Source organism: Lysobacter sp. GCM10012299, from assembly GCF_042649405.1.
Taxonomy (GTDB): Bacteria; Pseudomonadota; Gammaproteobacteria; order Xanthomonadales; family Xanthomonadaceae; genus Lysobacter_J.
In genome coordinates, this window is the sequence record NZ_JBHRZC010000004.1 from 289815 (window position 1) to 311536 (window position 21722).

At 67.5% G+C, this 21722-nt stretch carries 19 protein-coding genes; 7 read left to right on the forward strand and 12 right to left on the reverse strand.

Going from position 1 to position 21722, the window contains the following annotated elements; genetic code table 11:
* The first annotated feature begins 17 nt into the window (after positions 1-17).
* The 3 genes from ACFOPO_RS12460 to ACFOPO_RS12470 all read left to right on the forward strand — a co-directional run bounded on the left by ACFOPO_RS12460 (position 18) and on the right by ACFOPO_RS12470 (position 5865).
* On the forward strand, positions 18-3362 hold the full coding sequence (locus ACFOPO_RS12460) for an AAA family ATPase (RefSeq protein WP_386703534.1): 3345 nt from the start codon (positions 18-20) through the stop codon (positions 3360-3362).
* A 252-nt stretch (positions 3363-3614) separates the two neighbouring features.
* Entirely contained in the window at positions 3615-5117 is a 1503-nt protein-coding gene (locus ACFOPO_RS12465; protein ID WP_386703535.1) for a catalase, read from the forward strand.
* Positions 5118-5229: 112 nt separating this feature from the next.
* Positions 5230-5865 carry a DUF937 domain-containing protein gene (locus ACFOPO_RS12470; RefSeq protein ID WP_386703536.1) on the forward strand — a complete coding sequence of 212 codons (636 nt, stop codon included), beginning with the start codon at positions 5230-5232 and terminating at the stop codon, positions 5863-5865.
* A 55-nt stretch (positions 5866-5920) separates the two neighbouring features.
* On the opposite strand, the gene ACFOPO_RS12475 is transcribed toward ACFOPO_RS12470, so the two are convergent.
* Positions 5921-7264 carry a DUF5692 family protein gene (locus ACFOPO_RS12475; RefSeq protein WP_386703537.1) on the reverse strand — a complete coding sequence of 448 codons (1344 nt, stop codon included), beginning with the start codon at positions 7262-7264 and terminating at the stop codon, positions 5921-5923.
* 388 nt (positions 7265-7652) lie between these two features.
* On the opposite strand from ACFOPO_RS12475, the gene ACFOPO_RS12480 reads away from it, so the two are divergent.
* Genes ACFOPO_RS12480 through mtnC form a run of 3 tightly spaced genes read left to right on the forward strand, consistent with a single transcriptional unit; the run spans position 7653 to position 9540 of the window.
* On the forward strand, positions 7653-8291 hold the full coding sequence (locus ACFOPO_RS12480) for a methylthioribulose 1-phosphate dehydratase (RefSeq protein ID WP_386703538.1): 639 nt from the start codon (positions 7653-7655) through the stop codon (positions 8289-8291).
* Positions 8288-8845, forward strand: a complete 558-nt coding sequence (locus tag ACFOPO_RS12485) for an acireductone dioxygenase (RefSeq protein ID WP_386703539.1) — start codon at positions 8288-8290, stop codon at positions 8843-8845. The genes ACFOPO_RS12480 and ACFOPO_RS12485 overlap by 4 nt, the downstream gene beginning before the upstream one ends.
* Positions 8842-9540 carry an acireductone synthase gene (mtnC, locus tag ACFOPO_RS12490; RefSeq protein WP_386703540.1) on the forward strand — a complete coding sequence of 233 codons (699 nt, stop codon included), beginning with the start codon at positions 8842-8844 and terminating at the stop codon, positions 9538-9540. Before ACFOPO_RS12485 ends, mtnC begins: the two co-directional genes overlap by 4 nt.
* A 102-nt stretch (positions 9541-9642) precedes the next feature.
* On the opposite strand, the gene ACFOPO_RS12495 is transcribed toward mtnC, so the two are convergent.
* From ACFOPO_RS12495 to ACFOPO_RS12545, 11 genes are all read right to left on the reverse strand, one after another.
* The gene (locus ACFOPO_RS12495) at positions 9643-10227 is read right to left on the reverse strand and encodes a YdeI family protein (RefSeq protein ID WP_386703541.1); all 585 of its coding nucleotides are present in this window, start codon (positions 10225-10227) and stop codon (positions 9643-9645) included.
* Between the two features lie 4 nt (positions 10228-10231).
* Complete coding sequence (locus ACFOPO_RS12500) at positions 10232-11818, reverse strand: calcineurin-like phosphoesterase C-terminal domain-containing protein (RefSeq protein WP_386703542.1); 1587 nt, start codon at positions 11816-11818, stop codon at positions 10232-10234.
* 99 nt (positions 11819-11917) lie between these two features.
* The gene (gene hisIE / locus ACFOPO_RS12505) at positions 11918-12547 is read right to left on the reverse strand and encodes a bifunctional phosphoribosyl-AMP cyclohydrolase/phosphoribosyl-ATP diphosphatase HisIE (RefSeq protein ID WP_386703543.1); all 630 of its coding nucleotides are present in this window, start codon (positions 12545-12547) and stop codon (positions 11918-11920) included.
* On the reverse strand, positions 12544-13314 hold the full coding sequence (gene hisF, locus ACFOPO_RS12510; RefSeq protein WP_386703544.1) for an imidazole glycerol phosphate synthase subunit HisF: 771 nt from the start codon (positions 13312-13314) through the stop codon (positions 12544-12546). Before hisF ends, hisIE begins: the two co-directional genes overlap by 4 nt.
* Positions 13308-14054 (reverse strand): 1-(5-phosphoribosyl)-5-[(5-phosphoribosylamino)methylideneamino]imidazole-4-carboxamide isomerase, encoded by a 747-nt coding sequence (gene hisA / locus ACFOPO_RS12515; RefSeq protein ID WP_386703871.1) that lies wholly within the window; start codon positions 14052-14054, stop codon positions 13308-13310. The genes hisF and hisA overlap by 7 nt, the downstream gene beginning before the upstream one ends.
* Before the next feature lie 32 nt (positions 14055-14086).
* Positions 14087-14713, reverse strand: coding sequence for an imidazole glycerol phosphate synthase subunit HisH (gene hisH / locus ACFOPO_RS12520; protein WP_386703545.1), 627 nt, complete (start codon positions 14711-14713; stop codon positions 14087-14089).
* A 54-nt stretch (positions 14714-14767) separates the two neighbouring features.
* Positions 14768-15847 carry a bifunctional histidinol-phosphatase/imidazoleglycerol-phosphate dehydratase HisB gene (gene hisB / locus ACFOPO_RS12525; RefSeq protein WP_386703546.1) on the reverse strand — a complete coding sequence of 360 codons (1080 nt, stop codon included), beginning with the start codon at positions 15845-15847 and terminating at the stop codon, positions 14768-14770.
* Complete coding sequence (gene hisC / locus ACFOPO_RS12530) at positions 15844-16950, reverse strand: histidinol-phosphate transaminase (protein WP_386703547.1); 1107 nt, start codon at positions 16948-16950, stop codon at positions 15844-15846. Before hisC ends, hisB begins: the two co-directional genes overlap by 4 nt.
* Positions 16947-18248: a histidinol dehydrogenase gene (hisD, locus tag ACFOPO_RS12535; RefSeq protein ID WP_386703872.1), complete on the reverse strand. Its 1302-nt coding sequence runs from the start codon at positions 18246-18248 to the stop codon at positions 16947-16949. Before hisD ends, hisC begins: the two co-directional genes overlap by 4 nt.
* A 23-nt stretch (positions 18249-18271) precedes the next feature.
* A complete protein-coding gene (gene hisG, locus ACFOPO_RS12540; protein WP_386703548.1) occupies positions 18272-19186 on the reverse strand; it encodes an ATP phosphoribosyltransferase in 915 nt (304 codons plus the stop codon).
* A 12-nt stretch (positions 19187-19198) separates the two neighbouring features.
* Complete coding sequence (locus ACFOPO_RS12545; protein WP_386703549.1) at positions 19199-19564, reverse strand: YerC/YecD family TrpR-related protein; 366 nt, start codon at positions 19562-19564, stop codon at positions 19199-19201.
* Positions 19565-19890: 326 nt separating this feature from the next.
* Here ACFOPO_RS12545 and ACFOPO_RS12550 point away from each other — a divergent pair, with 326 nt between their 5' ends.
* A complete protein-coding gene (locus tag ACFOPO_RS12550; protein WP_386703550.1) occupies positions 19891-21675 on the forward strand; it encodes a 7TM diverse intracellular signaling domain-containing protein in 1785 nt (594 codons plus the stop codon).
* The last annotated feature ends 47 nt before the right edge of the window (positions 21676-21722 follow it).

A 21722-nucleotide genomic window follows, 5' to 3' on the forward strand; every position in this document is an offset into this window, starting at 1 on the left:
AGGGAACAGGGGTGGTCATGGATCTGTGGTGGTTCGCTGCCGGCACGTGTGTCGGCGTGGCGCTGCGCTTTGCTTATGTTGCCTGGCGCGGGTCGCCGCCTGCGGTCGCTGCCGCGACCACCGCAGATGCGATGCCCGACATCGCGCCAGAAGCGACCACCGATGCACCCGAGTCCGCAAGCGAGACGCCGGCCGATCGCCTGCATCGGCTGAAGCTGGAACTGGAAGCGCAGGACGATCGCATCCAGCGTCCGGCCGACCTGGCCGCGCTTCCGGCCTTCAAGGAAGGCGTGCAACTGCTGGCCGGTGGCGCCTTCAGTATCGAGGACCTCAGCAATGCCCTGACCAGTCCCGGCTACGTGCTGCCTTCCATGGCCGCCACGGCACTGCGGTCGCGGCCTGACGTCAGCGTCGAAACCGCCGTCTCCGCAGCCCCCGGCCTGGGCGGTTTCGCCCTGCAGTTCCTGCTCGAGTACCTGCAGGCCCAGCCCGATGCAGCTGCCCTGCCGCAGCTGATGCGGCACGCTCGCGACTGGTGGTGGGACTTCCAGCCCTGTCGCCTGCGCCTGCGCGAGTACCTGCGCTGGGCCGACGCGCATCCCGCCACCCAGGAGGCCGCTGTTGCGCCTCTGGACGACCTCGACGAAGACGCACTGGGAACCCTTCGCCAGGTACTGGAGAAATTCCAGGAGCCATCCTTGCGGGCGATCCTGGCCCGGGTTGACGCGGACCTGGCGCTGCGCCGCGAACGACGCGTGCTCAGCGGTTTCGGCCGGGTGATGTCACGCCCGGGCGAGCGGCGCCGGATCGATCACAGCGAGCTGGAGAACAACTGGCAGCGCCTGCACGAGCTGTGCACCGGCCGCGAACCGGCTTCGGCGCTGGTGGTGGGCGAGTCCGGCGTCGGCAAGAGCACCCTGATCGACCGCCTCGTCGATGGCCTGCTCGGCGAGGGCTGGCTGGTGTTCGAGGCCTCCGCCGCGGAGATCCTGGCGGGACAGAAGTACATCGGCGAGCTCGAGCAGCGCGTGCGCGAAATGCTCGGTGTGCTGCACCGCAGGCGCGCACTGTGGCGCGTGCCGGATTTCTTCGACCTGCTGCACAAGGGCAGCCACAGTCGTGACCCGCGCGGCATCCTCGACCTGTTGTTGCCGGCGGTGGAACGCGGCGAGTTGCTGCTGGTGGGTGAACTCACGCCGCGCCAGATGGCGCAGTTGCAGCTTGCACGCCCGGCAATCAAGCACCACTTCGAGATCGTGCAGCTGCAACCCGTCACCAGCTCGGTGCTGGGCGACATCGCCCGTGGCTGGGCCGCGATGCAGTCACCACGGGACGGCGCCATCGTGGCCGACGCGGCCAGCCTCGACGAGGCCGCACGCATGGCCGCCCAGTACTTCCCGGAACAGCACGAGCCCGGGCGGACACTGCGCCTGCTCGAGGATGCCCTGTCGATCGCGACCGCGGCCGAGCCGCAGCGCCTGCCCCTGGACGGTGAGGTGCTGCTGGCGGCGATCGCCAATCGCAGCGGCCTGCCGCTGGAGGTACTCGACGACCGCCAGGTGCTCGACCTGGACACCCTGCGCGCATTCTTCGGCCAGCGCGTGATCGGCCAGCACGAAGCGGTTGAATGCCTGATCGGTCGCATCGCGATGCTGAAGTCCGGCCTGGTGGACAGCTCCCGGCCGGTTGGTGTGTTCCTGTTCGCCGGCCCCACCGGCACCGGCAAGACAGAACTGGCCAAGGCCCTCGGCGAACTCCTGTTCGGCAGCAGCGAACGGCTGCTGCGGCTGGACATGAGCGAATTCCAGTCGGAAGACTCGGCCTGGCGCCTGACTGCCGACGACACCCAAGGCGGCGTGCGCTCGCTGACCTCGATGATCCGCGAGCAACCGTTCTCGGTCGTGCTGCTGGACGAGTTTGAAAAGGCGCACCCGAAGGTCTGGGACCTGTTCCTGCAGGTATTCGACGATGCCCGCCTCAGCGATCGAAGCGGCAACACCGCCGATTTCCGCCACAGCATCATCATCCTCACCAGCAACGCCGGCTCGACCATTTCGCGCAGCGCCGGCCCCGGCTTCACTGCCTCCACGGCAGGCGGCTATTCGCGCAGCCATGTCGAGAAGGTTCTGTTCGAGACGTTCCGCCGCGAGTTCCTCAATCGCCTCGACCGCATCGTCCTGTTCAATCCGCTCGACCGTTCGTTGATGCGCGAGATCCTGCACAAGGAGCTGAACCGCACGCTGACCCGTCGTGGCCTGCGCAATCGCGACTGGGCGGTGGAATGGGAACCGTCGGCGATCGAGTTCCTGCTCGACCGCGGCTTCACCCCGGACCTGGGCGCACGCCCGCTGCGACGGGCGATCGAGCACCACCTGCTGGCGCCGCTGGCACGCAGCATCGTCGAGCACCGCGCGCCGCAGGGAGGACAGTTCCTGTTCGTGCGCAGCGCCGGCGACCACCTCGATGTCCAGTTCATCGACCCGGACGGCGAAGGGGTCGCCGACGGCACCGCGCCGCCTGCGGTCGGCCACGTGCACGATGCCGACCTGCGCGACCTGGTGTACCAGCCATCGGCAGAGCCCGCGGCAAGGGCGCGCCTGCTCGAACGGCTCCGGCAACTGCAGGACACCGTCGCCACCCGGGCGTGGATCGATGCACGCGATGATGACTTCTCGCGCATGGCACGGACCGATTTCTGGTCCGAACCTGCGCGCTTCGAAGTGCTCGACCGCATCGAGCGTCGCGACCGCATCGAAAGTGCGCTCGAGAGCGCGCAACGCCTCGGCACCCGCCTGGCCGGCGACGGCGGCAACGGCGAGTTCGTTGCGCGCCTGACGCAACTGCTGTTCCTGCTCGGGCTGGCAATCGACGGCGTGCTCGAAGGACGCGCCCAGGATGCAATGATCGACATCGGCGCCAACGAATCGGACCTGCGCCGCGACGGCGCGCAGACGCGCATCTGGTGGCAGCAGGCACTGGGCATGTACCTGGAATGGGCGCAACGGCGCAACATGCGCGTGGAAGTGCTTGCCCAGGACGCGCAGCGGTGCAGCGCTTGGCTGGCCATCAGCGGATTCGGCGCGCTGGACCTGCTCCAGGGTGAGGCCGGCCTGCACGTGATGGAACTGGAGAGCGACAGCCAGGGAGCGCGTCGCATCGCGCTGCACGTCCAGGTGGCGGCCGACCTGCCCGGGCAGGCGCGCCGGCCACTGCTCCGCGATACGGAAGACCGCCGCATCAGCCGGCGCTATCGCCTGTTGCCGTCGCCGCTGGTTCGCGACACGACGCGCGGCTGGCGCAGCGGTCGCCTCGACCGCGTCCTGGCAGGCGAATTCGACGTCATCAGCGACAACGGCGGCTGAGCCGCACGGCGGGCCGCAAAGGATGCGGCCCGCCCATCCGGGCCACTATCCGGGCCCGCCCGTCGCGCCCCGACGCCGCGCCATGTAGACGCCGCGTGAACACCTGAACGATTACAAATCGACAGCGACCGCTGTGCGGCTGGCCGTGCGCGTCAATAGCTCCGCCCTATCAAGTCATTCGCCAGAAACGATTTTCCTCGATCGTTATTCCTCCTTAGCCTCGTAGCCACATCGCCAACGAAGGAACGCGCCATGAGCAACCCCACCGACAAGCCCGAGAAGACCCCGCTGACCACCGCCTTTGGCGCACCGGTAGTCGACAACCAGAACAGCATGACCGCCGGCCCGCGCGGCCCGGTGCTGATGCAGGACGTATGGCTGATCGAGAAGCTCGCCAACCTCAACCGCGAGATCATTCCCGAGCGCCGCATGCACGCCAAGGGCTCCGGCGCCTTCGGCACCTTCACCGTCACCCATGACATCAGCAGGTACACGCGCGCGAAGATCTTCAGCGCCGTGGGCAAGAAGACCGAGATGTTCGCCCGCTTCACCACCGTCGCCGGCGAACGTGGCGCCGCCGATGCCGAGCGCGACATCCGCGGTTTCGCCCTGAAGTTCTACACCGAGGAAGGCAACTGGGACCTGGTCGGGAACAACACGCCGGTGTTCTTCCTGCGCGACCCGCGCAAGTTCCCCGACCTCAACAAGGCGGTCAAGCGCGACCCGAAGACCAACCTGCGCAGTGCGCGTAACAACTGGGACTTCTGGACCAGCCTGCCCGAAGCGCTGCACCAGGTCACCATCGTCATGAGCGATCGCGGCATTCCCGCCAGCTACCGCCACATGCACGGCTTCGGCTCGCATACCTACAGCTTCATCAATGCCGCCAATGAGCGCTTCTGGGTCAAGTTCCACATCAAGACCCAGCAGGGCATCAAGAACCTGACCGACGCCGAAGCCGCGCAACTCGTGGGCAGCGACCGCGAGAGCCACCAGCGCGACCTGTTCGATGCGATCGAACGCGGCGAGTTCCCGAAGTGGACGATGTACATCCAGGTCATGCCCGAAGCGGATGCCGAGAAAGTCCCCTACCACCCCTTCGACCTGACCAAGGTATGGCCGAAGAAGGATTACCCGCTGATCGAAGTGGGCGTGATGGAACTCAACCGCAATCCGGAGAACTTCTTCGCCGACGTCGAGCAAAGCGCTTTCGCCCCGAACAACCTGGTGCCCGGCATCAGCGTCTCGCCGGACAAGATGCTGCAGGCGCGCCTGTTCGCGTACTCCGATGCGCAGCGCTACCGGCTCGGCGTCAACCACCACCAGATCCCGGTCAATTCCGCACGCTGCCCGGTGCACAGCAACCACCGCGACGGCGCGATGCGCGTGGACGGCAACTACGGCGGCACGCTGCACTACGAGCCCAACAGCTACCAGCAGTGGCAGGAGCAGCCCGAATATCGCGAACCGCCGCTGAAGATCAACGGCAACGCCGACTTCTGGAATTTCCGCGAAGACGATGCCGACTACTACAAGCAGCCGGGTGACCTGTTCCGCCTGATGTCGCCGGAACAGCAGCAGGTGCTGTTCGACAACACCGCCCGCGCGATGGGCGACGCACCGGAGTTCATCAAGCTGCGCCACATCGGCAACTGCAGCAAGGCCGACCCGGCGTACGGCGCGGGCGTCGCGAAAGCACTGGGCCTGGAGGCGGCTGCCGCACCGCGTAGCAACGAGCCGGTCGAAGCAGGCTGATACTTCCTGCGATGCGTCATCCCCGCGAACGCGGGGATGACGCATCCACCGTCACGGGCGCTGAACGGCGCAGCGCTAGGATCGTTAGTCCCCACCCAACGGACTGACTGCAATGACCACTTCGTTGACCGATGATCTCCTCAACCAGCTGCAGGGACAGCCGCTGGCCCAGATCGGACAACAACTCGGACTCTCGCCCTCGCAAGCAAACGGAGCCGTATCCGCGGCGCTGCCGCTGCTGCTGGGCGCACTTGGCCGAAATGCCGGACAACCGCAGGGCGCGCAGGCGCTGTACGGCGCGCTGGAGCGCGATCACTCGAGTCTCGACATCGGCAGCGTGCTTGGCTCGGTACTGGGCGGCGGCGGTGCCGGCCAGGGCGGTCAGATCCTCGGCCACATCTTCGGTGCCCGCCAACAGGGTGCTGCGCAGGGACTCGGCGCGGCAACGGGACTGGGCAGCAACCAGGCCGGCACGCTGTTGCAGGTGCTCGCCCCGATCGTGATGGCCTACCTCGCCAAGCAGGTGTTCTCCAGCGGTGGCAACACGCTGGCCAGCCAGTTGCCGGCCTCACCGCAGTCGCTCGAACAGGCGCTGGGGCAGGAACAGCAGACGATCACCCAGCAGGGCGGGATCGGTGGCGGTTTGCTCGGCGCCGTGCTTGATCGCGATGGCGATGGCGATACCGACTTCTCCGATCTGATCGGGCTGGCCGGCTCGATGATGGGCGGCGGCCAACCGCGCCGCTGATCACCGCAAAAGTCTGGCCGCACGAATGCGGCCAGACACCCCTGCGCCCGCGATGCTAGCCGGCCGCTGTCGCCGACGTCGGCGCTTCTTCCGCCTTCGGCTTTGCCGGAGGGTAATCGGCCATCGCCGGGATCGTGTCCAAGCCGACATGGATCGAGTCGTGCACACCCTCGATGTGTTCGGCATGGCGGTACTGGCCGAAGTTCAGCCAGGCAGGACCGCGCTGGAACAGCTTCCAGTTCCACACCAGCGCACACAGCACCAGGTTGATGGCGAAGCTCGCGCTGGCAACGACCAGGGCGGAGGTTTCGTTGATCGGAATCGGCACGAAACCCTTCTCCATCACGAACACGCTGAAGGTGAACAGGTACAGGTAGAAGAATCCGAGCGTCGTACCGCGGGCCGCCACCCAGACGCCCGGGATCCACAACGCGATCAGCGTCGGCACCAGGTTCAGCGCCATGCTGTTGGACGTGTACTCGTTGAAGTTCAGGTACGAGAACGTCACGTTCCAGATGTCGTAGGCAATGATCCACAGCACTGCCTGGCCGGGCCATACCAGGTCACGCACGCCGGTGCGGTTGGGTCCGATGCCGTTCCAGCGGGTGATCGCCAGGATGTTGAGGATGCCGGCGGCACCGTTGAGCAGGTTGGGCAGGTAACCGGAGGTGAAATCCACCTCGACCGCCTCCAGGATGTTCACCGCAAGGATCGCGGCCACCAGGAACCGCATCCACTTGTACTTGTGCAGCGGCGTATAGCGTACGAACCAGAAGAACCAGATCGACACCACCAGGGTGTAGAGCTTGACCCAGCGGAACACGGAGGTCACGCCGGATTCGTTGATCCAGTAGAAGCTCATCACCACGATGCCGAGGCCGCAGACGATCGGCGTGAACCACTTCCACTGTCGCCACATCAGGAAGGCCGCGGCCAGGCCGGCGAAGATCAGCAGCCAGTGCACGTAAGGCCAGCCAATGCTGCGGTGGGTGAACGACAGGTTCTCGCCGCCCCCGATGCCGGGAATGCTGGCCAGCATGGTTTCGCCACTGCCGAGCCGGAACGGCACGCCATTGACCTGCGGGGCCTCCACCGCTCCCTGCAACGTCACCACGCCCCCTTCCTGGGTGTAGCTCACCCGCTCGCGGGCGTAATGCCCGGGCGTGACCCACAGCAACTTCGCCGTACTGTCTTCGCGGAACCGCAGCAGGTACCACGAGCTGGCGACCTTGTCGCCCTTCTTGCCGGTTCCGGTGGTGATCACCACCCACTCCCCGCCCATCTGCGAGATGTCCGGGGGCGGCGCTGAAGTCCGGGGGCTTTGCTCGCGCGGCTGCCCGACGTCAACGCTGCGGAAATCGCAGCCGGCCAGCAGGAGGGTGCCGAGCAGGGCGAGCATCAAACCCGCCAGCCCGATTCTTCTTGTTGATTGCATGAGGACCTCTGATCGCGGAGCGCTGCTCCAAAAAAGGTCCAGCTCCGATGGTCGAGCGCGCTGCTGGAGGGCGAGGATGCCTTGGCGTGCCCGGGCCAGGGAGGCCCCGCCTGCGGCCTTGCTACGGGATTGCTGCGGCGGCGACCCACCGGACATCTGGAGCGGCCAGTGGACCAGCGCGGGAAACGCAGCTCCATCAGAAACGTCTCAAATGTGACTGGAACGGCAGGCCAGATGTCACAGGCCAGGGTCAGGCGGGGCCTGGCACCCCTGGCGTCGCCCATCCCCTTTCCCGACGCTCCGGCCCATTGCCGAAACACGGCTTTGCCGCCGGTTTCGCTACACTTTCGCCATGAGCACCCCACTGCCTTACGACCCCCAGCGCCTGGCGCATTGCGCCGGGGAGATCATCGTCAACGTGCGCGAGCTGTCGGAGCTGGGCTGGACCCCGGCGACCAGCAGCAATTTCTCGCGCCGCATGGACGACCAGCACATCGCCATCACCGTCTCCGGGCGCGACAAGGGCCGCCTGACCGAGGCCGACATCATGGTCGTCGACCTCGACGGCAACCCGGTCGCGACCAGCAACAAGTCCTCTGCCGAGACGCTGCTGCATACCCAGCTTTACAAGCGCTTCGCCGAGATCGGCTGCGTCCTGCACACGCATTCCAAGGTGCAGACCGTGGCCTCGCGCCTGTACTCCGGCCAGGGCCACGTGCACCTGGAAGGCTATGAGCTCTTGAAAGCCTTCAGCGGCAACACCACCCACGAGATGAGCGTCGAGCTGCCGGTGCTGCCCAACAGCCAGGACATGCACACGCTGGCCGCGCAGGTCGACTGCCTGCTCGACCGCAAGGAAATGTGGGGCTACCTCATCGACGGCCATGGGCTGTATGCCTGGGGCAAGGACATGATGGAAGCCCGACGCCACCTGGAAGCATTCGAATTCCTGCTCGGCTGCGAGCTTGAAATCAGGAGACTGCAGCGATGAGCCGCCTGCGCATTTTCAGTGAGACCGACACCACCACGCCGAGCCTCGCCACCAGCGACCAGGCCGAAATTGCGCGCGAACTGCAGCGCATTGGCGTTGCCTTCGAGCAGTGGCAGGCCAGCGCGCCGGTCGCCCCGGGCGACGGGCCGGAAAAGATCATGGAGGCCTATCGCGCCGACATCGATCGACTGGTCAGCGAGCGCGGCTTCAAGACCGTCGACGTGGTCAGCATTGCCCCGGACAACCCGCAGCGCGACACCATGCGCGCGAAGTTCCTCGACGAGCACTTCCACAAGGAAGACGAGGTGCGTTTCTTCGTTGCCGGTTCCGGGCTGTTCACCCTGCATGTCGGCGAGCTGGTGTACGAGATCAAGTGCGAACAGGGCGACCTGATCGCCGTGCCCGACAGCACGCGCCACTGGTTCGACATGGGACCGGAACCGAGCTTCATCGCGATCCGCTTCTTCACCGAGCCCGATGGCTGGGTGGGCCACTTCACCGGCACCGACATCGCCCAGCGCTTCCCGCGCTACGAGAAGGGGCAGGCCGGATGACCACCCGCGCCATCCTGACCGACATCGAGGGCACCACCAGCAGCATTTCCTTCGTCAAGGACGTGCTGTTCCCGTATGCCCGCCGCGCCCTGCCCCGCTTCGTCGCCGCGCGCGGCAAGGAGCCGGCGGTGCGCAAATGGCTCGATGCCGTCGCCACCGAGAACGGCGGCATGTGCGACGACGCGATGATCGTCGAAGTGCTGCAGGGCTGGATCGACGAAGACCGCAAGCACACCGCGCTCAAGGCCCTGCAGGGCATGATCTGGGCCGACGGCTACAAGAGCGCCGACTTCACCGCGCACATCTATCCGGACGCCGCGCCGGCGCTGCGCGGCTGGCACGCCGCGGGCTTGCCGTTGTACGTGTACTCCTCGGGCAGCGTGCCGGCGCAACGGCTGTTCTTCGGCCACAGCGACGCCGGCGACCTGACCGCGCTGTTCTCGGGCTGGTTCGACACCGAGATGGGCGGCAAGCGCGACGCGCAGAGCTACCGCAACATCGTCGAGGCGATGGCGATTCCTGCTGGGGAGATCGTGTTCCTGTCCGACGTGGTCGAGGAGCTCGACGCTGCGCGCGAGGCTGGGCTGCAGACGGTGCTGATCGATCGCCGCGAGGACTATCCGCGACCGCGCGAGGGTGACGCCACGCACGGGCATGCGCGCGTGGAGCGCTTTGATCAGATCGAACTGGGCTGAACAGTCAACGTCATCCCGGCGAACGCCGGGATCCATGTTGACCCTGGGGCGACCCGAGAGGCTTGGAGAAAAATGGGTCCCGGCTTTCGCCGGGACGACGCGTCAGGCGTGGATCTTCTCGCCCCTGGCAAGCATCTCGACGAACTTCGCCGCGCGCGCGATCCGTGTTTCCGGTTTCTTCGCGGTGTGCACGCGCCAGCAGAAGGCGTAGCGGTTGGTGCCGTCAAGCTGTTCGAAGAAGCGCCGCGCCTTGGCATTCTTCGCCAGCGCCGCGGCAAGCTCCGGCGGAACCTCCATGCCACTGGCGGCATGATAGGCCGCATCCCAGCGGCCATCGGCACGGGCAGCTTCGACCTCGCGCAAACCGCCTGCCTGCATTCGGCCCTCCGCGATCAACCGCTCGACCTTGCCGACGTTGATCTTCGACCACAGGCTTTTCGCCCGTCGCGGCGTGAAGCGCTGCAGGAAATACTGCTCGTCGCAGGCGCGCTTGAGGCCGTCGATCCAGCCGTGGCACAGGGCCACGTCCAACGCCTCGGCGTAGGTCACCGAGACCACGCCCTGGTCCTTCTTGGCGATCTTCAGCCACAGCCCCGGCGCGCTGCCGTGGTCGCGCAGCCACTGCTCGAAGGCCGCGGCATCACGGAACAACTGGATCGGCAGGTCGGCCGGCAGCGGCGAAGCCACGGGCCTATTCCTTCGCCTGGTCGAGGCGGTAGCGGGTTTCCGACGTCAGCTCACCGCGCCAGCGATCGAACACGCGCACCTGGACGCGATGTTCGCCCAGGCCGACGTCGGTCGGCAGCACGCCACGCCACAGGTGGGTCGACGGCACGGCTTCGGGCGAACGGTCGTAGCCACGCAGCTGCTCGGCCTTGTCGTCGGCGAGGTTCTCGGCGACCAGGGTCGGGTCCGGCTGCGACACGCGCCGCATCGGCTTCCACGCGCCCTCGTCGATGCGGTACTCGACGCGACTGTCGGCGTCGCCCATGAACACGTTGGCGTAGATGCCGTTGGCCGCCCACGCGCCGAGTCGCAGTACCTTGGGCGCGTACAGCAGCATGGCCTGGTCGGACGGCGCACGCGCGACCTGGTAACGCAGCGAATACTCGCCATCGGGTTTGAAGGTCAGCCAGGCGTAGCCGTTGGGCGTGCCGTCGCTCATGGTGGTGTCGGGGATGCCCTGCGCATCCTTGACGCCCGACCAGAACGCGCCGCAGGCCGCACCGACGTTGTACTCGTGCAGCGGCTGCGCGCCGTGCCAGCCGGTGCCGGCGTCGTGGCGATAGTGGCGCTGGTTGTGGGTGTGCGCGCTCAGCAGCAACACCTGGCTGTGGTCCTTGAGCATCGCGAACAGGCGATCGCGATCGACGCGGCGGAAACTCTCCACGCCCGGGTACGGCTCGAAGAACGGGATGTGCACCGAGATCACCACGCGCCGGTCCTTCGGCAGCGTCGCCAGGTAGGCCTGCAGGAAGGCGAACTGGTCCTCGCGCAAGCCGCCGATGTAGGCGGGATTCTGCCCCGGCAGGTAGACCACGTCGTCGAGCACGATGAAACTCGCCTGCGGCTCTTCCCAAGCATAGCTGTCGGGGCCGAAGACATTGCGGAACGACAGCAGCGCGTCTTCGTCGCGCTTGGCATCGAAGTCGAGGTCGTGGTTGCCGGGCACGTGCATCCACGGCACGCCGAGCTGCGAAGTGACGCGGTTCATCGCCGGGTACAGGCTCAGGTCGTCATTGACGATGTCGCCCATGCTCACGCCCAGCCGCACGTCATGCTTGCCCACCAGCGGCTGCACGATGTCGCGCTCGTAGTAGCCGACGTCGACCAGGCTCTTGGGCTGCGGATCGCCGAACACCAGCATCTTCAGGTCGCCGCCGACCTTGGCCTGCTTGCGCAACGGGAAATCCAGCTCACCGCCGGTCGTGGCCGCGATACCGCCGTAACGCAGGCTCGGCGAGCCCGCCGGAAAGACGTGATGCCAGAACAGGGGCAGCCCGTTGCTGCCGGTGGCGGTGGCATAACCGGGCGGCTTGATCACGAACACGGTGCTGCCATCGCGCGCCGGCAATGTGTAGCGGCCTTGCGCATCGCTGGTCGCGAGGTCGCGGCCATTGGAGACCTTGATGCCGGCGATGCCGCGTTCGGATGCGTCTCGGCGCTGGTTGCCATTACTGTCGCTGTAGACGACCCCGGTCAGATGCGCGTTCTGCGCCTGCACGTGGCTGGTGGCCAGCAGGCCAAGGACGACGGCACAAAGGGACGATCGCAGCATGTGGCGTTCCAGGGGGCTTGGGCGAGGGATTCGCGGTGGCCGGGCGATTATCGGCCCGGCCTGCGTCAACCGGAAGCGTCAGCCACCGACCCGCCACACTCAGCCACGATGGCGTTGCCGCAGCAGGGCTTCGACCTCGGCCAGTCCCAGGCCGCGCGCGCGCAGCAGCACCATCAGGTGATAGACGAGGTCGGCGGCCTCGCCAAGCAGTTCCTCACCCGGCTGCGCCACCGCCGCCAGGGCGGTTTCCACGCCCTCCTCGCCCACCTTCTGGGCAATGCGGCGCATGCCGCCCTCGAACAGCGAGGTGGTGTAACTGCCGACCGGGCGCTCGCGGTCGCGCGCGACGATCAATGCGTCGAGTTCGCCCAGGAACGACGGACGTGCCGGCGCCTGCGGGAAGCAACTGGCGCGGCCGAGGTGGCAGGTGGGTCCGAGCGGACGCGCAAGCACCAGCAACGTGTCGGCGTCGCAGTCCGGCTCGACCGACACCAGCTCGAGGAAATGGCCGGAACTTTCGCCCTTGGTCCATTGGCGCTGGCGGCTGCGGCTGAAGAACGTCACATGGCCACTGGAGAGGGTCGCCTGCAGCGCGTCGCGATCCATGTAGCCCAGCATCAGCACCGCGAGCGTGTCGGCGTCCTGGACGACGGCCGGCAGCAGGCCGCCCTGCTTGTCCCAGGCGAGCTCGTCGAAGGGCAGCTGCAGCGAGGCCGCTTCCGTGGTCATGCGCGCACCTCGATGCCCTGCCCGCGCAGGTGCCGTTTGAGTTCGGGAATGGGCACGGCGCCGGAGTGGAACACGCTCGCGGCCAGCGCGGCATCCACGTCGGCCTGGCGGAACACCTCGGTGAAATGGTCGATGCTGCCCGCGCCGCCCGAGGCCACCAGCGGCACCTGGCAGCGCTCGCGCACGGCGCGCAGCTGCTCGATGTCATAACCCTCGCGGACGCCATCGCTGCCCATGCAGTTGAGGACGATTTCGCCGGCGCCACGCTGCTGCACTTCATCGACCCAGTCGAGCGTGCGTTGCGACAGTGCCTTGGTCCGCGACGGATCGCCGCTGTACTGCCGCACCCGCCATTGGCCGTCGTCATCGCGCAGGCTGTCGATGCCGACCACGACGCATTGCTGCCCGAATGCCTCGGCGATCTCACCGATCAGCGCCGGGCGCTCCAGCGCCGGGGTATTGATCGAGACCTTGTCGGCACCGGCATGCAGCGCCGCGCGTGCGTCCTCCACCGAGCGGATGCCACCGGCGACGCAGAACGGGATGTCGATTTCGCGCGCGACGCGCTCGACCCAGGCGCGGTCCACGCTGCGGCCTTCGGGACTGGCGGTGATGTCGTAGAACACCAGCTCGTCGGCGCCCTCGTCACGGTAGCGCAGCGCCAGCGCGACGATGTCGCCCATGTCGACGTGGTCGCGGAAGCGCACGCCCTTGACCACGCGGCCGTCGCGCACGTCCAGGCACGGCACGATGCGCCGGCTCAGCATCGCCCCACCCGCTCGATTGCATCGTCGAGGGCGAAGCGTTGCTCGATCAGTGCCTTGCCCAGGACCGCGCCGCTGCATCCGGCCGCGCGCGCGGCGAGGATGTCAGCGACGTCGCGGATACCGCCGGAAGCCTGCACATGCAGCTCCGGCGCCAGCCCGACGATCAGCCGGTAGAGATCCAGGTTGGGTCCGCCGAGCGTGCCGTCGCGGGAAATGTCGGTGCAGAGCAGGTGACGCACGCCGCCATCGGCGAAACGCCGTACCAGCGTCTCGAGCCGTGCAGCACTGCGTTCGGTCCAGCCCGACACCGGCAGCTGCCAGTCGCCGTTGTCGTCCTGGCGCGCGTCCAGGGCTATGGTGATTCGCTCCGGGCCGAAGCGCGCGACCCAGCCGAGCACGCGCTCGGGATCGCGCACGGCCAGCGAGCCGATCACGACGCGGTCGGCACCGGCCTGCAGGATCTCGTCGACGTCTTCTTCGCTGCGCACGCCACCACCGGTCTGCACGCGCAACCAGGTCGTCCTCGCCAACACCCGCAGCAGCGGCTGCAGGGTGTAGCCGCCGTGGCGTGCGGCATCGAGATCGACCAGGTGCAGCCAGCGCGCGCCCAGGCGCGCATGGCGCATCGCCATCTGCAGAGGTGGTTCCTCGTAGCGGGTCTCGCGGCCGTAGTCGCCCTGGTGCAGGCGCACCATGTGGCCTTCGCGCACGTCGATGGCCGGGTACAGCTCGAACTCCATGCCGGTTACCCGTGACTGCAATGGGTTGGCGCTCATGCCGCCTCCATTGCCAGGAAATTCGCCAGCAGGCGTTGCCCCACGGCCGACGAGCGTTCCGGGTGGAACTGCGCGCCGTAGCAGTTGCCACGCCCGGCGACCGCGGTGAAGCCGCCACCATGATCGCTGCTGGCCAGCGTGGCCGCGCCCAGCGGTGCGGCGTAACTGTGCACGAAGTAGGCGTGCGCGCCGGCATCGATGCCGTCGAGCAGACCCGTCGGTTGCGACGGTTGCAGCTGGTTCCAACCCATGTGCGGCACTCTTACCCCCGGTCCAGATGGCATGCGGACGATGCGGCCGGGCAGCAGCCCCAGGCACTCGACGTCGCCCTCTTCGGAGGACTCGTACAGCAGCTGCATGCCCAGGCAGATCCCGAGCAGCGGCTGCCGCAGCCGACGGATCGGCTCGACCAGCCCGAGCTCGCGCAACCGTGCCATCGCCGGCGGTGCAGCACCGACCCCTGGCAGGATCACGCGCGGCGCAGCGGAGATGGTGTCGGCATCGGCACTGAGCACCGCGCGCGCACCCAACCTCTCAAGCGCGTAACGCACCGAGCCGATGTTCCCCCCACCCCAGTCGATGAGCACGACCTCGGTCGGTGGCACACCTTTGGTCGATGGCATGCCGTCGGCCAGTTGTGATGTTGCTTGTGTCACATTGATCACGTTCATTGCGCGCTACAGGCTGCCCTTGGTGCTGGGCAGTTCGTTTCCTTCGCGGCGTATCGCCTGGCGCAATGCGCGCGCGACTGCCTTGAAGCAGGCCTCGACTTTGTGGTGGTCGTTCTCGCCCTGCACGCGCAGGTTGAGGTTGAGGCCGGCGCCCTCGCACAGCGAGCGGAAGAAATGCGGCACCAGCTCGGTCGGCAGGCCGCCCACGCGCTCGCGGTTGAAGGTGCCGTCGAAGACGAAGTACGGACGACCGGAGAAATCCAGCGCGGCACTGGCCAGGCTTTCGTCCATCGGCAACGTGAATCCGTAACGGCCGATGCCACGCTTGTCGCCCAGCGCCTCGCGCAGGGCCTGGCCCAATGCGATGGCACTGTCTTCGACGGTGTGGTGCTCGTCGATGTGGAGGTCGCCTTCGCAGCGCAGCTCCAGCGCGAATCCGCCGTGCTTGCCGATCTGCTCGAGCATGTGGTCGAAGAAGCCCAGTCCGGTCGTCACGGCCGGGTCGGCGCTGCGGTCCAGGTCGAGGCCAACTTCGATCCGTGTCTCGCGGGTGGTGCGCGTGACGCGTGCGGTCCGTGGCACGTCGGCCAGGGCATGGGCGATTCCGCTCCAGTCCCACTCACCGCCGAACTGCGCCGTGCGCAACTGGAAGGCGCGGATGCCGAGGTTGCGCGCAAACGCGTTGTCGGTTTCGCGATCGCCGACCATGGCCGATCGCGACCAGTCAATGCCGCGGTCCTGCAGGTACGGCAAGGCCAGGCCGATGCCGGGCTTGCGCGTGGGCGCGTTGTCCGCCGGCAGGCTGGTGTCGATCAGCACGTCGCGGAAGGTGATCCCCTGGCTTTCGAATACCTGCAGCATCAATCCGTGCGGGCCATCGAAGTCCGCGCGCGGGAACTGCTCGCTGCCCAGCCCGTCCTGGTTGGTGACCATCACGAACTGGTAGCCGGCGTCGCGCAGGCGCAGCATGGCCGGGATCACGCCGGCGACGAAGCGGAGCTTGTCGAAACGGTCGATCTGGAAGTCGGACGGTTCCTCGATGAGGGTGCCGTCGCGGTCGACGAACAGGATGGGGGTTGCGCTCATGACACGCTCCCCGCAAGCGCCGACAGCACCTGCCGGTTCTGCTCCGGCGTGCCGAGGCTGATGCGCAACGCATCGCCAAGACCGGGGGCGGCGCGCATGTCGCGGACCACCACGCCGGTCGCGAGAAGACTGTCGAACGCGGCCTGGGCATCGTCGAAGCGCGCGAGCACGAAGTTGGCGCGCGAGTCGTAGGCCCGACGCACGCCGGTCAGTGCGGACAGGGCCGATTGCAATGCGTCGCGCTCGCTGCGGATGGCGGCGACACGTGCCGCTGTGAGTTCGCGTGCCGTCGGCGCCAGCGCCTGCAGTGCCTGCGCGGTGCAGGCCGCAGGCAGCGGGTATGGCGCCTGGCAGCGCCGCAGCAAGTCGATGAGGTCGGCATCGGCAATCACGCTGCCGATCCGCGCCGCCGCCAGCGCATGCGCCTTCGACAACGTGCGCAGGACGACCACATTGCGTTGTCCCGGCAACAGCCCAATGGCAGACGGCGCGTCGGCGTACTCCAGGTAGGCTTCGTCGACCACGACCAGTGCCTGGCCGCCGACTTCGCGCGCCAGGGACGCGATGTCTTCCAGCGGCAGCAGTGTGCCGGTCGGGTTGCCGGGCGAACAGAGGAACACCAGCTTCACGCCCTCGCGGCGCACCGCTGCGGCGATCGCAGCGAAGTCGCACGTCCAGCCCTGCGGGGATTCGACCAACGGCACGTCGACCACGCGAGTGCCATGCAGGCGCGCACTGACGGCATACATGCCGAAGGTCGGCGTGGTGACCAGTACGGCATCGCCGCCGGGGCGGCACACCGCGCGCACCAGCAGATCGATGCCTTCATCGCTGCCCCGCCCTGCCAGCAGTTGCCCGGGTGCGCAGCCATACAGTTCCGACAGTGCGTTGCGCAGGGCCTGCGGTTGCGGATCGGGGTAACGGCGCAGCGCTCCCTCGTGATCGGCATCGTTGTTCCACGGCGATTCGTTGGCGTTGAGCCACACCGTGCCCTGCAGCCGCTGGCTGCGCGCGGACTGGTAGCCGGCGAAGTCGCGCAGGTCTTCGCGCACCAGCAGCAACGGGTTGCTGGCAGGCCTCAATGTGTCGGCGGCCGCACTCATGCCGCCACCGCCTGCAGGCGCAGCGCCACCGCCTGGAGGTGCGCATCCAGCCCTTCGGCGCGCGCCAGCTCCACCGCGCACGGGCCGATCGCCTCGATGCCCTGCGGCTGCACTTCCTGCACCGTGATCGCGATCTGGAAGCTGGCGACATTGAGGCCGCCGCTGAACCGCGCCGCGCCGCTGGTGGGCAGCACGTGGTTGGTGCCGCTGCAGTAATCGCCCAATGCTTCCGGTGCCCAGTCGCCGAGGAACACCGAGCCGGCCGCCTGCACTTGCGGCAGCCACTGTCGCGCATCGCGCAAGGCGAGTATCAGGTGCTCGGGCGCGTATTCGTTGCTGACCTGGAGCGCCTGGTCGATGGAATCGACACGGATCGCGCAGGAAGACTCGAGCGCCTCACGCGCAATCGCGGCCCGCGGCAGGGTTTCGACTTGCCGCGACAGTTCGATGGCGACCGCATCGAGCAGTGCATCGTCGTCGCTGAGCAATACCACCTGCGAGTCCGGGCCGTGCTCGGCCTGCGACAGCAGGTCGGCGGCGACAAAGGCCGCGTTGGCGCCGCCGTCGGCGATCACCAGCACTTCCGAGGGACCGGCCGGCATGTCGATGGCCGGGCCGTCCTGACCCAGCGCGACCTGGCGCTTGGCTTCGGTGACGTAGGCATTGCCGGGGCCAAACAACTTGTCGCAGCGCGAGACACTGTCGGTGCCGAAGGCCATCGCGGCGATCGCCTGCGCGCCGCCGATCTTGAAGATGCGGTCGATGCCGCAACGCTGCGCCGCGTACAGCACGGCCGGATCTGCACTGCCGTCCGGGCGCGGTGGCGTGCACAACACCACTTCGGGGCAACCGGCCAGGTGCGCCGGCACGCCCAGCATCAGCGCGGTCGACGGCAGTGGCGCGGATCCCGCCGGCACATACAGGCCGACGCGACGGATCGGCCGCAGCACCCGCTCGCAACGCACGCCGGGGGCTGTGTCGACCGCGTAGGCAGCGCTCATGCCGGCCTCGTGGAACAGGGCGATGCGTGCGGCAGCTTCGTCGATGGCCTGGCGCAATGCCGGCGTCAGCTTCGCCGCCGCGGCACCCAGTTCGTCTGCGCCAACGCGCAGGTCGTCCAGCGCGACGCCGTCGAAGCGCAATGCGAAGGCGCGCAGCGCGGCATCGCCGTTTTCGCGCACCTCGTCGATGATCGCGGCGACGGCGGTCGTGGTCACCGCGGAGGTGCGCTGGGCGGGGCGTCGCAGCAACAGCGCACGCTCGCTCGCATCGAGCCGGTTCCAGTCGGCGCGGCGCATCGGTGGAGCAATGGTGGTCGCGCTCATGCCAGCATGCCCTCCACCGGCAACACCATCAGCCCGCGCGCGCCGGCGCGCTTGAGTTCCTCCAGGCGCTGCCAGGTGACGGCACCGTGGCACAGGGCCTGCAGGGCAAGATCGTCGCCATCGTCCAGGCGCATCACCGTCGGTGCTTCTGCATCGGGCAGCAGCGGCAGCAGGCTCGGCAGGAGGTTGCGCGGGGCCTGGAACATCAGCAGCTTGCTGTGGCGGATGCGCAGCGCGCCATCGAGGCGGCGCAGCAGGAGATCGGCCAGTTCACCGCGGACCGGATCGAACTCCGCGGACGGGCCGGCCAGCACGGCTTCGCTTTCCAGCAAGGTCATCACCGGCTTGAGCTGGTTCGCCGACAGCGTTGCGCCGCTGGAGACGAGGTCGCAGATCGCCTCGGCCTGCCCCAGTCGCGGCGCGATTTCCACCGAGCCCGACAGCAGCACGACGTCGGCGGCGATGCCCTGGCCTTCGAGCCAGCGCGACAGCAGCGCCGGGTAGCTGGTGGCGATGCGCTTGCCGGTCAATTGCTCCGGACCTTGCCAATCCCACGCATCGGGCACGGCCAGCGCCAGCCGGCAGCCGCCGAAACCCAGTGCCCGCCATTCGCGGAACACCGATGGCTGGCCGTTGCCGGAGCGGCCGCCTTCCTGCTCGAGCAGGACATTGCGGCCGACGATGCCGAGGTCGCAGACCCCGTCGGCGATCAGCCCCGGGATGTCGTCATCGCGCACCAGCAGCAGGTCGATCGGCAGGCTTTCGCCGTAACAGAACAGGCGATCGCGGCTTTCGCGCCAGCTCAGGCCGCAGGACGCCAGCAACGCACGCGCCGGCTCGGCCAGTCGGCCGGATTTCTGGATGGCGATGCGCAGTCGATCGCGCACCGGGGTGTTGGCTGGGGGACTCATCGACGGACTCGGCTAATCGCTGTTGCTGGGGGATGCCGATCCGGTCTTGCCGGCCTCGGAAGTGTTCTTGTCGCCCTCGTCGACCTGACGCTGGTACGCGATGGCATAACCGCCCGCGCCGCGTTCGAGGGTGCGGGCGACGCGCCCGATGGTGGTGACGCTGACCTGGGTGCGGTCGTGGATCTCCCGGTACGGGACGTTGCCGTACAGCAGCGGCACCACGCGCCAGCGGTCGGTCATCGCCTCCAGCTCGGCCGGCGTGCACAGGTCCTCGAGGAAGGCCCGCACCTCGTCCGGGCTGCGCAGCCCAAGCAGGGCCGAGGCGAGGCCGGCGAGGTCGTCTTCGCCACGGTCCGTTTCCTGCGGGCGTCGCTTCATGGTCATGTATTAATGTATTAACGTGCTAATACATTAATCCGAGGTTGCCGCCCCCGTCAACCGTGCGGCCACCCCGCCCCCGGCCGCCGGAGGCCTGTTCGGGGCGTTCACGCCGTTTGCCGTGGGATACGGATATAGGTGTCAGCCGAGCCTGTCGGGGACGGATGGCGTAACTGAACCGAGCGCGCATAAGCTGCGCACGTCGACGCCGTCCGCTCGCGACGGCAACGGCGACAGGGCAAGGGGAAGACATGGGACGTGGTTCATCGCGTTGGTCTTGGCGTTGTTCTTGGCTTTGGCTGGCAGGCCTGTGCCTGCTCCTGGCCGTGCCTGTCCAGGCCAGCACCGCGGAGGCAACGACGACGCTGACGCTGGGCAAGGACGTCGCCCACGTCGCGCTCTCGCCCTACCTCGGTTATTTCCACGACACCACGGCCGAAGACGATGTCGACGCGGCTGCACGTCGGCTGGCGCAGGGCCAGTTCGCGCCCTTGCCGGGCGGGCGCAGCGCCTTCGGTTTCCGCACCGGTGCCTTCTGGTTCCACACACGCGTGGTCAACAACGGCAATCCCGAGCAGCGCTGGCTGCTGGTGCAGAGCTATGCGCTCAGCGACAACGTCGACGTCTATGCGCGTTACCCGGACGGACACACCACCTTCCAGGCCGGTGGCGACCACCTGCCCTTCAGCGCCCGCAGCGTGCGTTACCGGCATCCGAACTTCTGGCTGACCTTGCCGCAGGGCCAGCCGGTCGATGTGTTCGTGCGCGTGCGCAGCGAAAGTTCGATGCAGGTACCGCTCGACCTTTACACGACGGTTGCCTTCGCCGAACTCTCGCGCGATTCACAGCTGGTGATCGGTCTGTACTACGGCATCCTGCTGGCGCTGTTCTTCTACAACCTGGCGCTGTGGCTGAGCCTGCGCGATGCCAGCTACTTCTGGTACCTGTTCCACCTGTCGGCGTTCGGGCTGGTGCTGTTCACGCTGAACGGCTTCGGCTTCGAGTACCTGTGGCCGCAGTCTTCGTGGCTCAGCGACCGCATGGTGCCGCTGTCGATCTGCCTGGCGCAGATCGGCATGCAGCAGTTCGCGCGCATCTTCCTCGGCCTGCGCGAGCGCTGGCGCACCGGGGACCGGATAGGCCTGGGGCTGATCTCGTTCTTCGCCCTGCTGGGCATCGCGTCGACGTGGTTGCCGTACCACGTCTCGACGCCGATCGCGTCGGCGGCGGTGCTGGTCAGCATCGCCTGGATCGCGGTGGTCTCGGTCTCGGTCGTGCGCCGCGGCTACCAGCCGGCGCAGCTGTTCCTGCTGGCGTGGGGAATGTTCCTGCTGGGCACGGGGCTGTTCGTCGCCATTGCGTTCGGGCTGATGCCCAAGACGTTCATCACCGAGTACGGGGTGCAGATTGGCTCGGCGCTGGAGATGCTGTTGCTGTCGATCGCGCTGGGCCATCGTTACGCGGCACTGCGCAACGAGAACGAGCGCATCGTCCGCGAGGCGAAGGACCAGCTGGAGCACAAGGTCCAGCAGCGCACGGTCGAATTGCGCAGTGCGCTGGGGCAGCTGGAAGATGCGCACGCGCGGTTGCGCGAGAGCAGCCAGCGCGATGCATTGACGGGGCTGCACAACCGCAGCCATTTCCGCGACCGTTTCGAGTCGTTGCTGCGGCAGTCACGCGAGCATCGGCGTCCGTTGTCGTTGCTGATGATCGATCTGGACAACTTCAAGCTGATCAATGACCAGCACGGTCATTTGATTGGCGACGATTGCCTGCGCTGGGCGGCGCGGACGCTGGGCCATGGCTTGCGGCCGCATCACGATGCGTTGCTGGCGCGATTCGGTGGCGAGGAGTTCGTGATCGTGCTGCCGGGCCTGAACCTGTCGGCGGCGACGCAGGTCGCGGAGGATCTGCGCCAGCATCTGCGCGATCAGCCGTTCCGCAGCGAGGACAGCCAGATCACCGTCACGGCCAGCATCGGCGTGCATGCGATCGAGACGGTGTCGTTCGGCGGCATCGATCCGTTGCTGCAGCTGGCCGACCAGGCGCTGTACCGGGCCAAGGCGGACGGGCGCGATTGTGTGCGGACGTCGCAGGTGGAGACGGTCTAGGGCTGCTCGTCGTTCCCGCGAAGGCGGGAACCCATGGACGTCGCTTT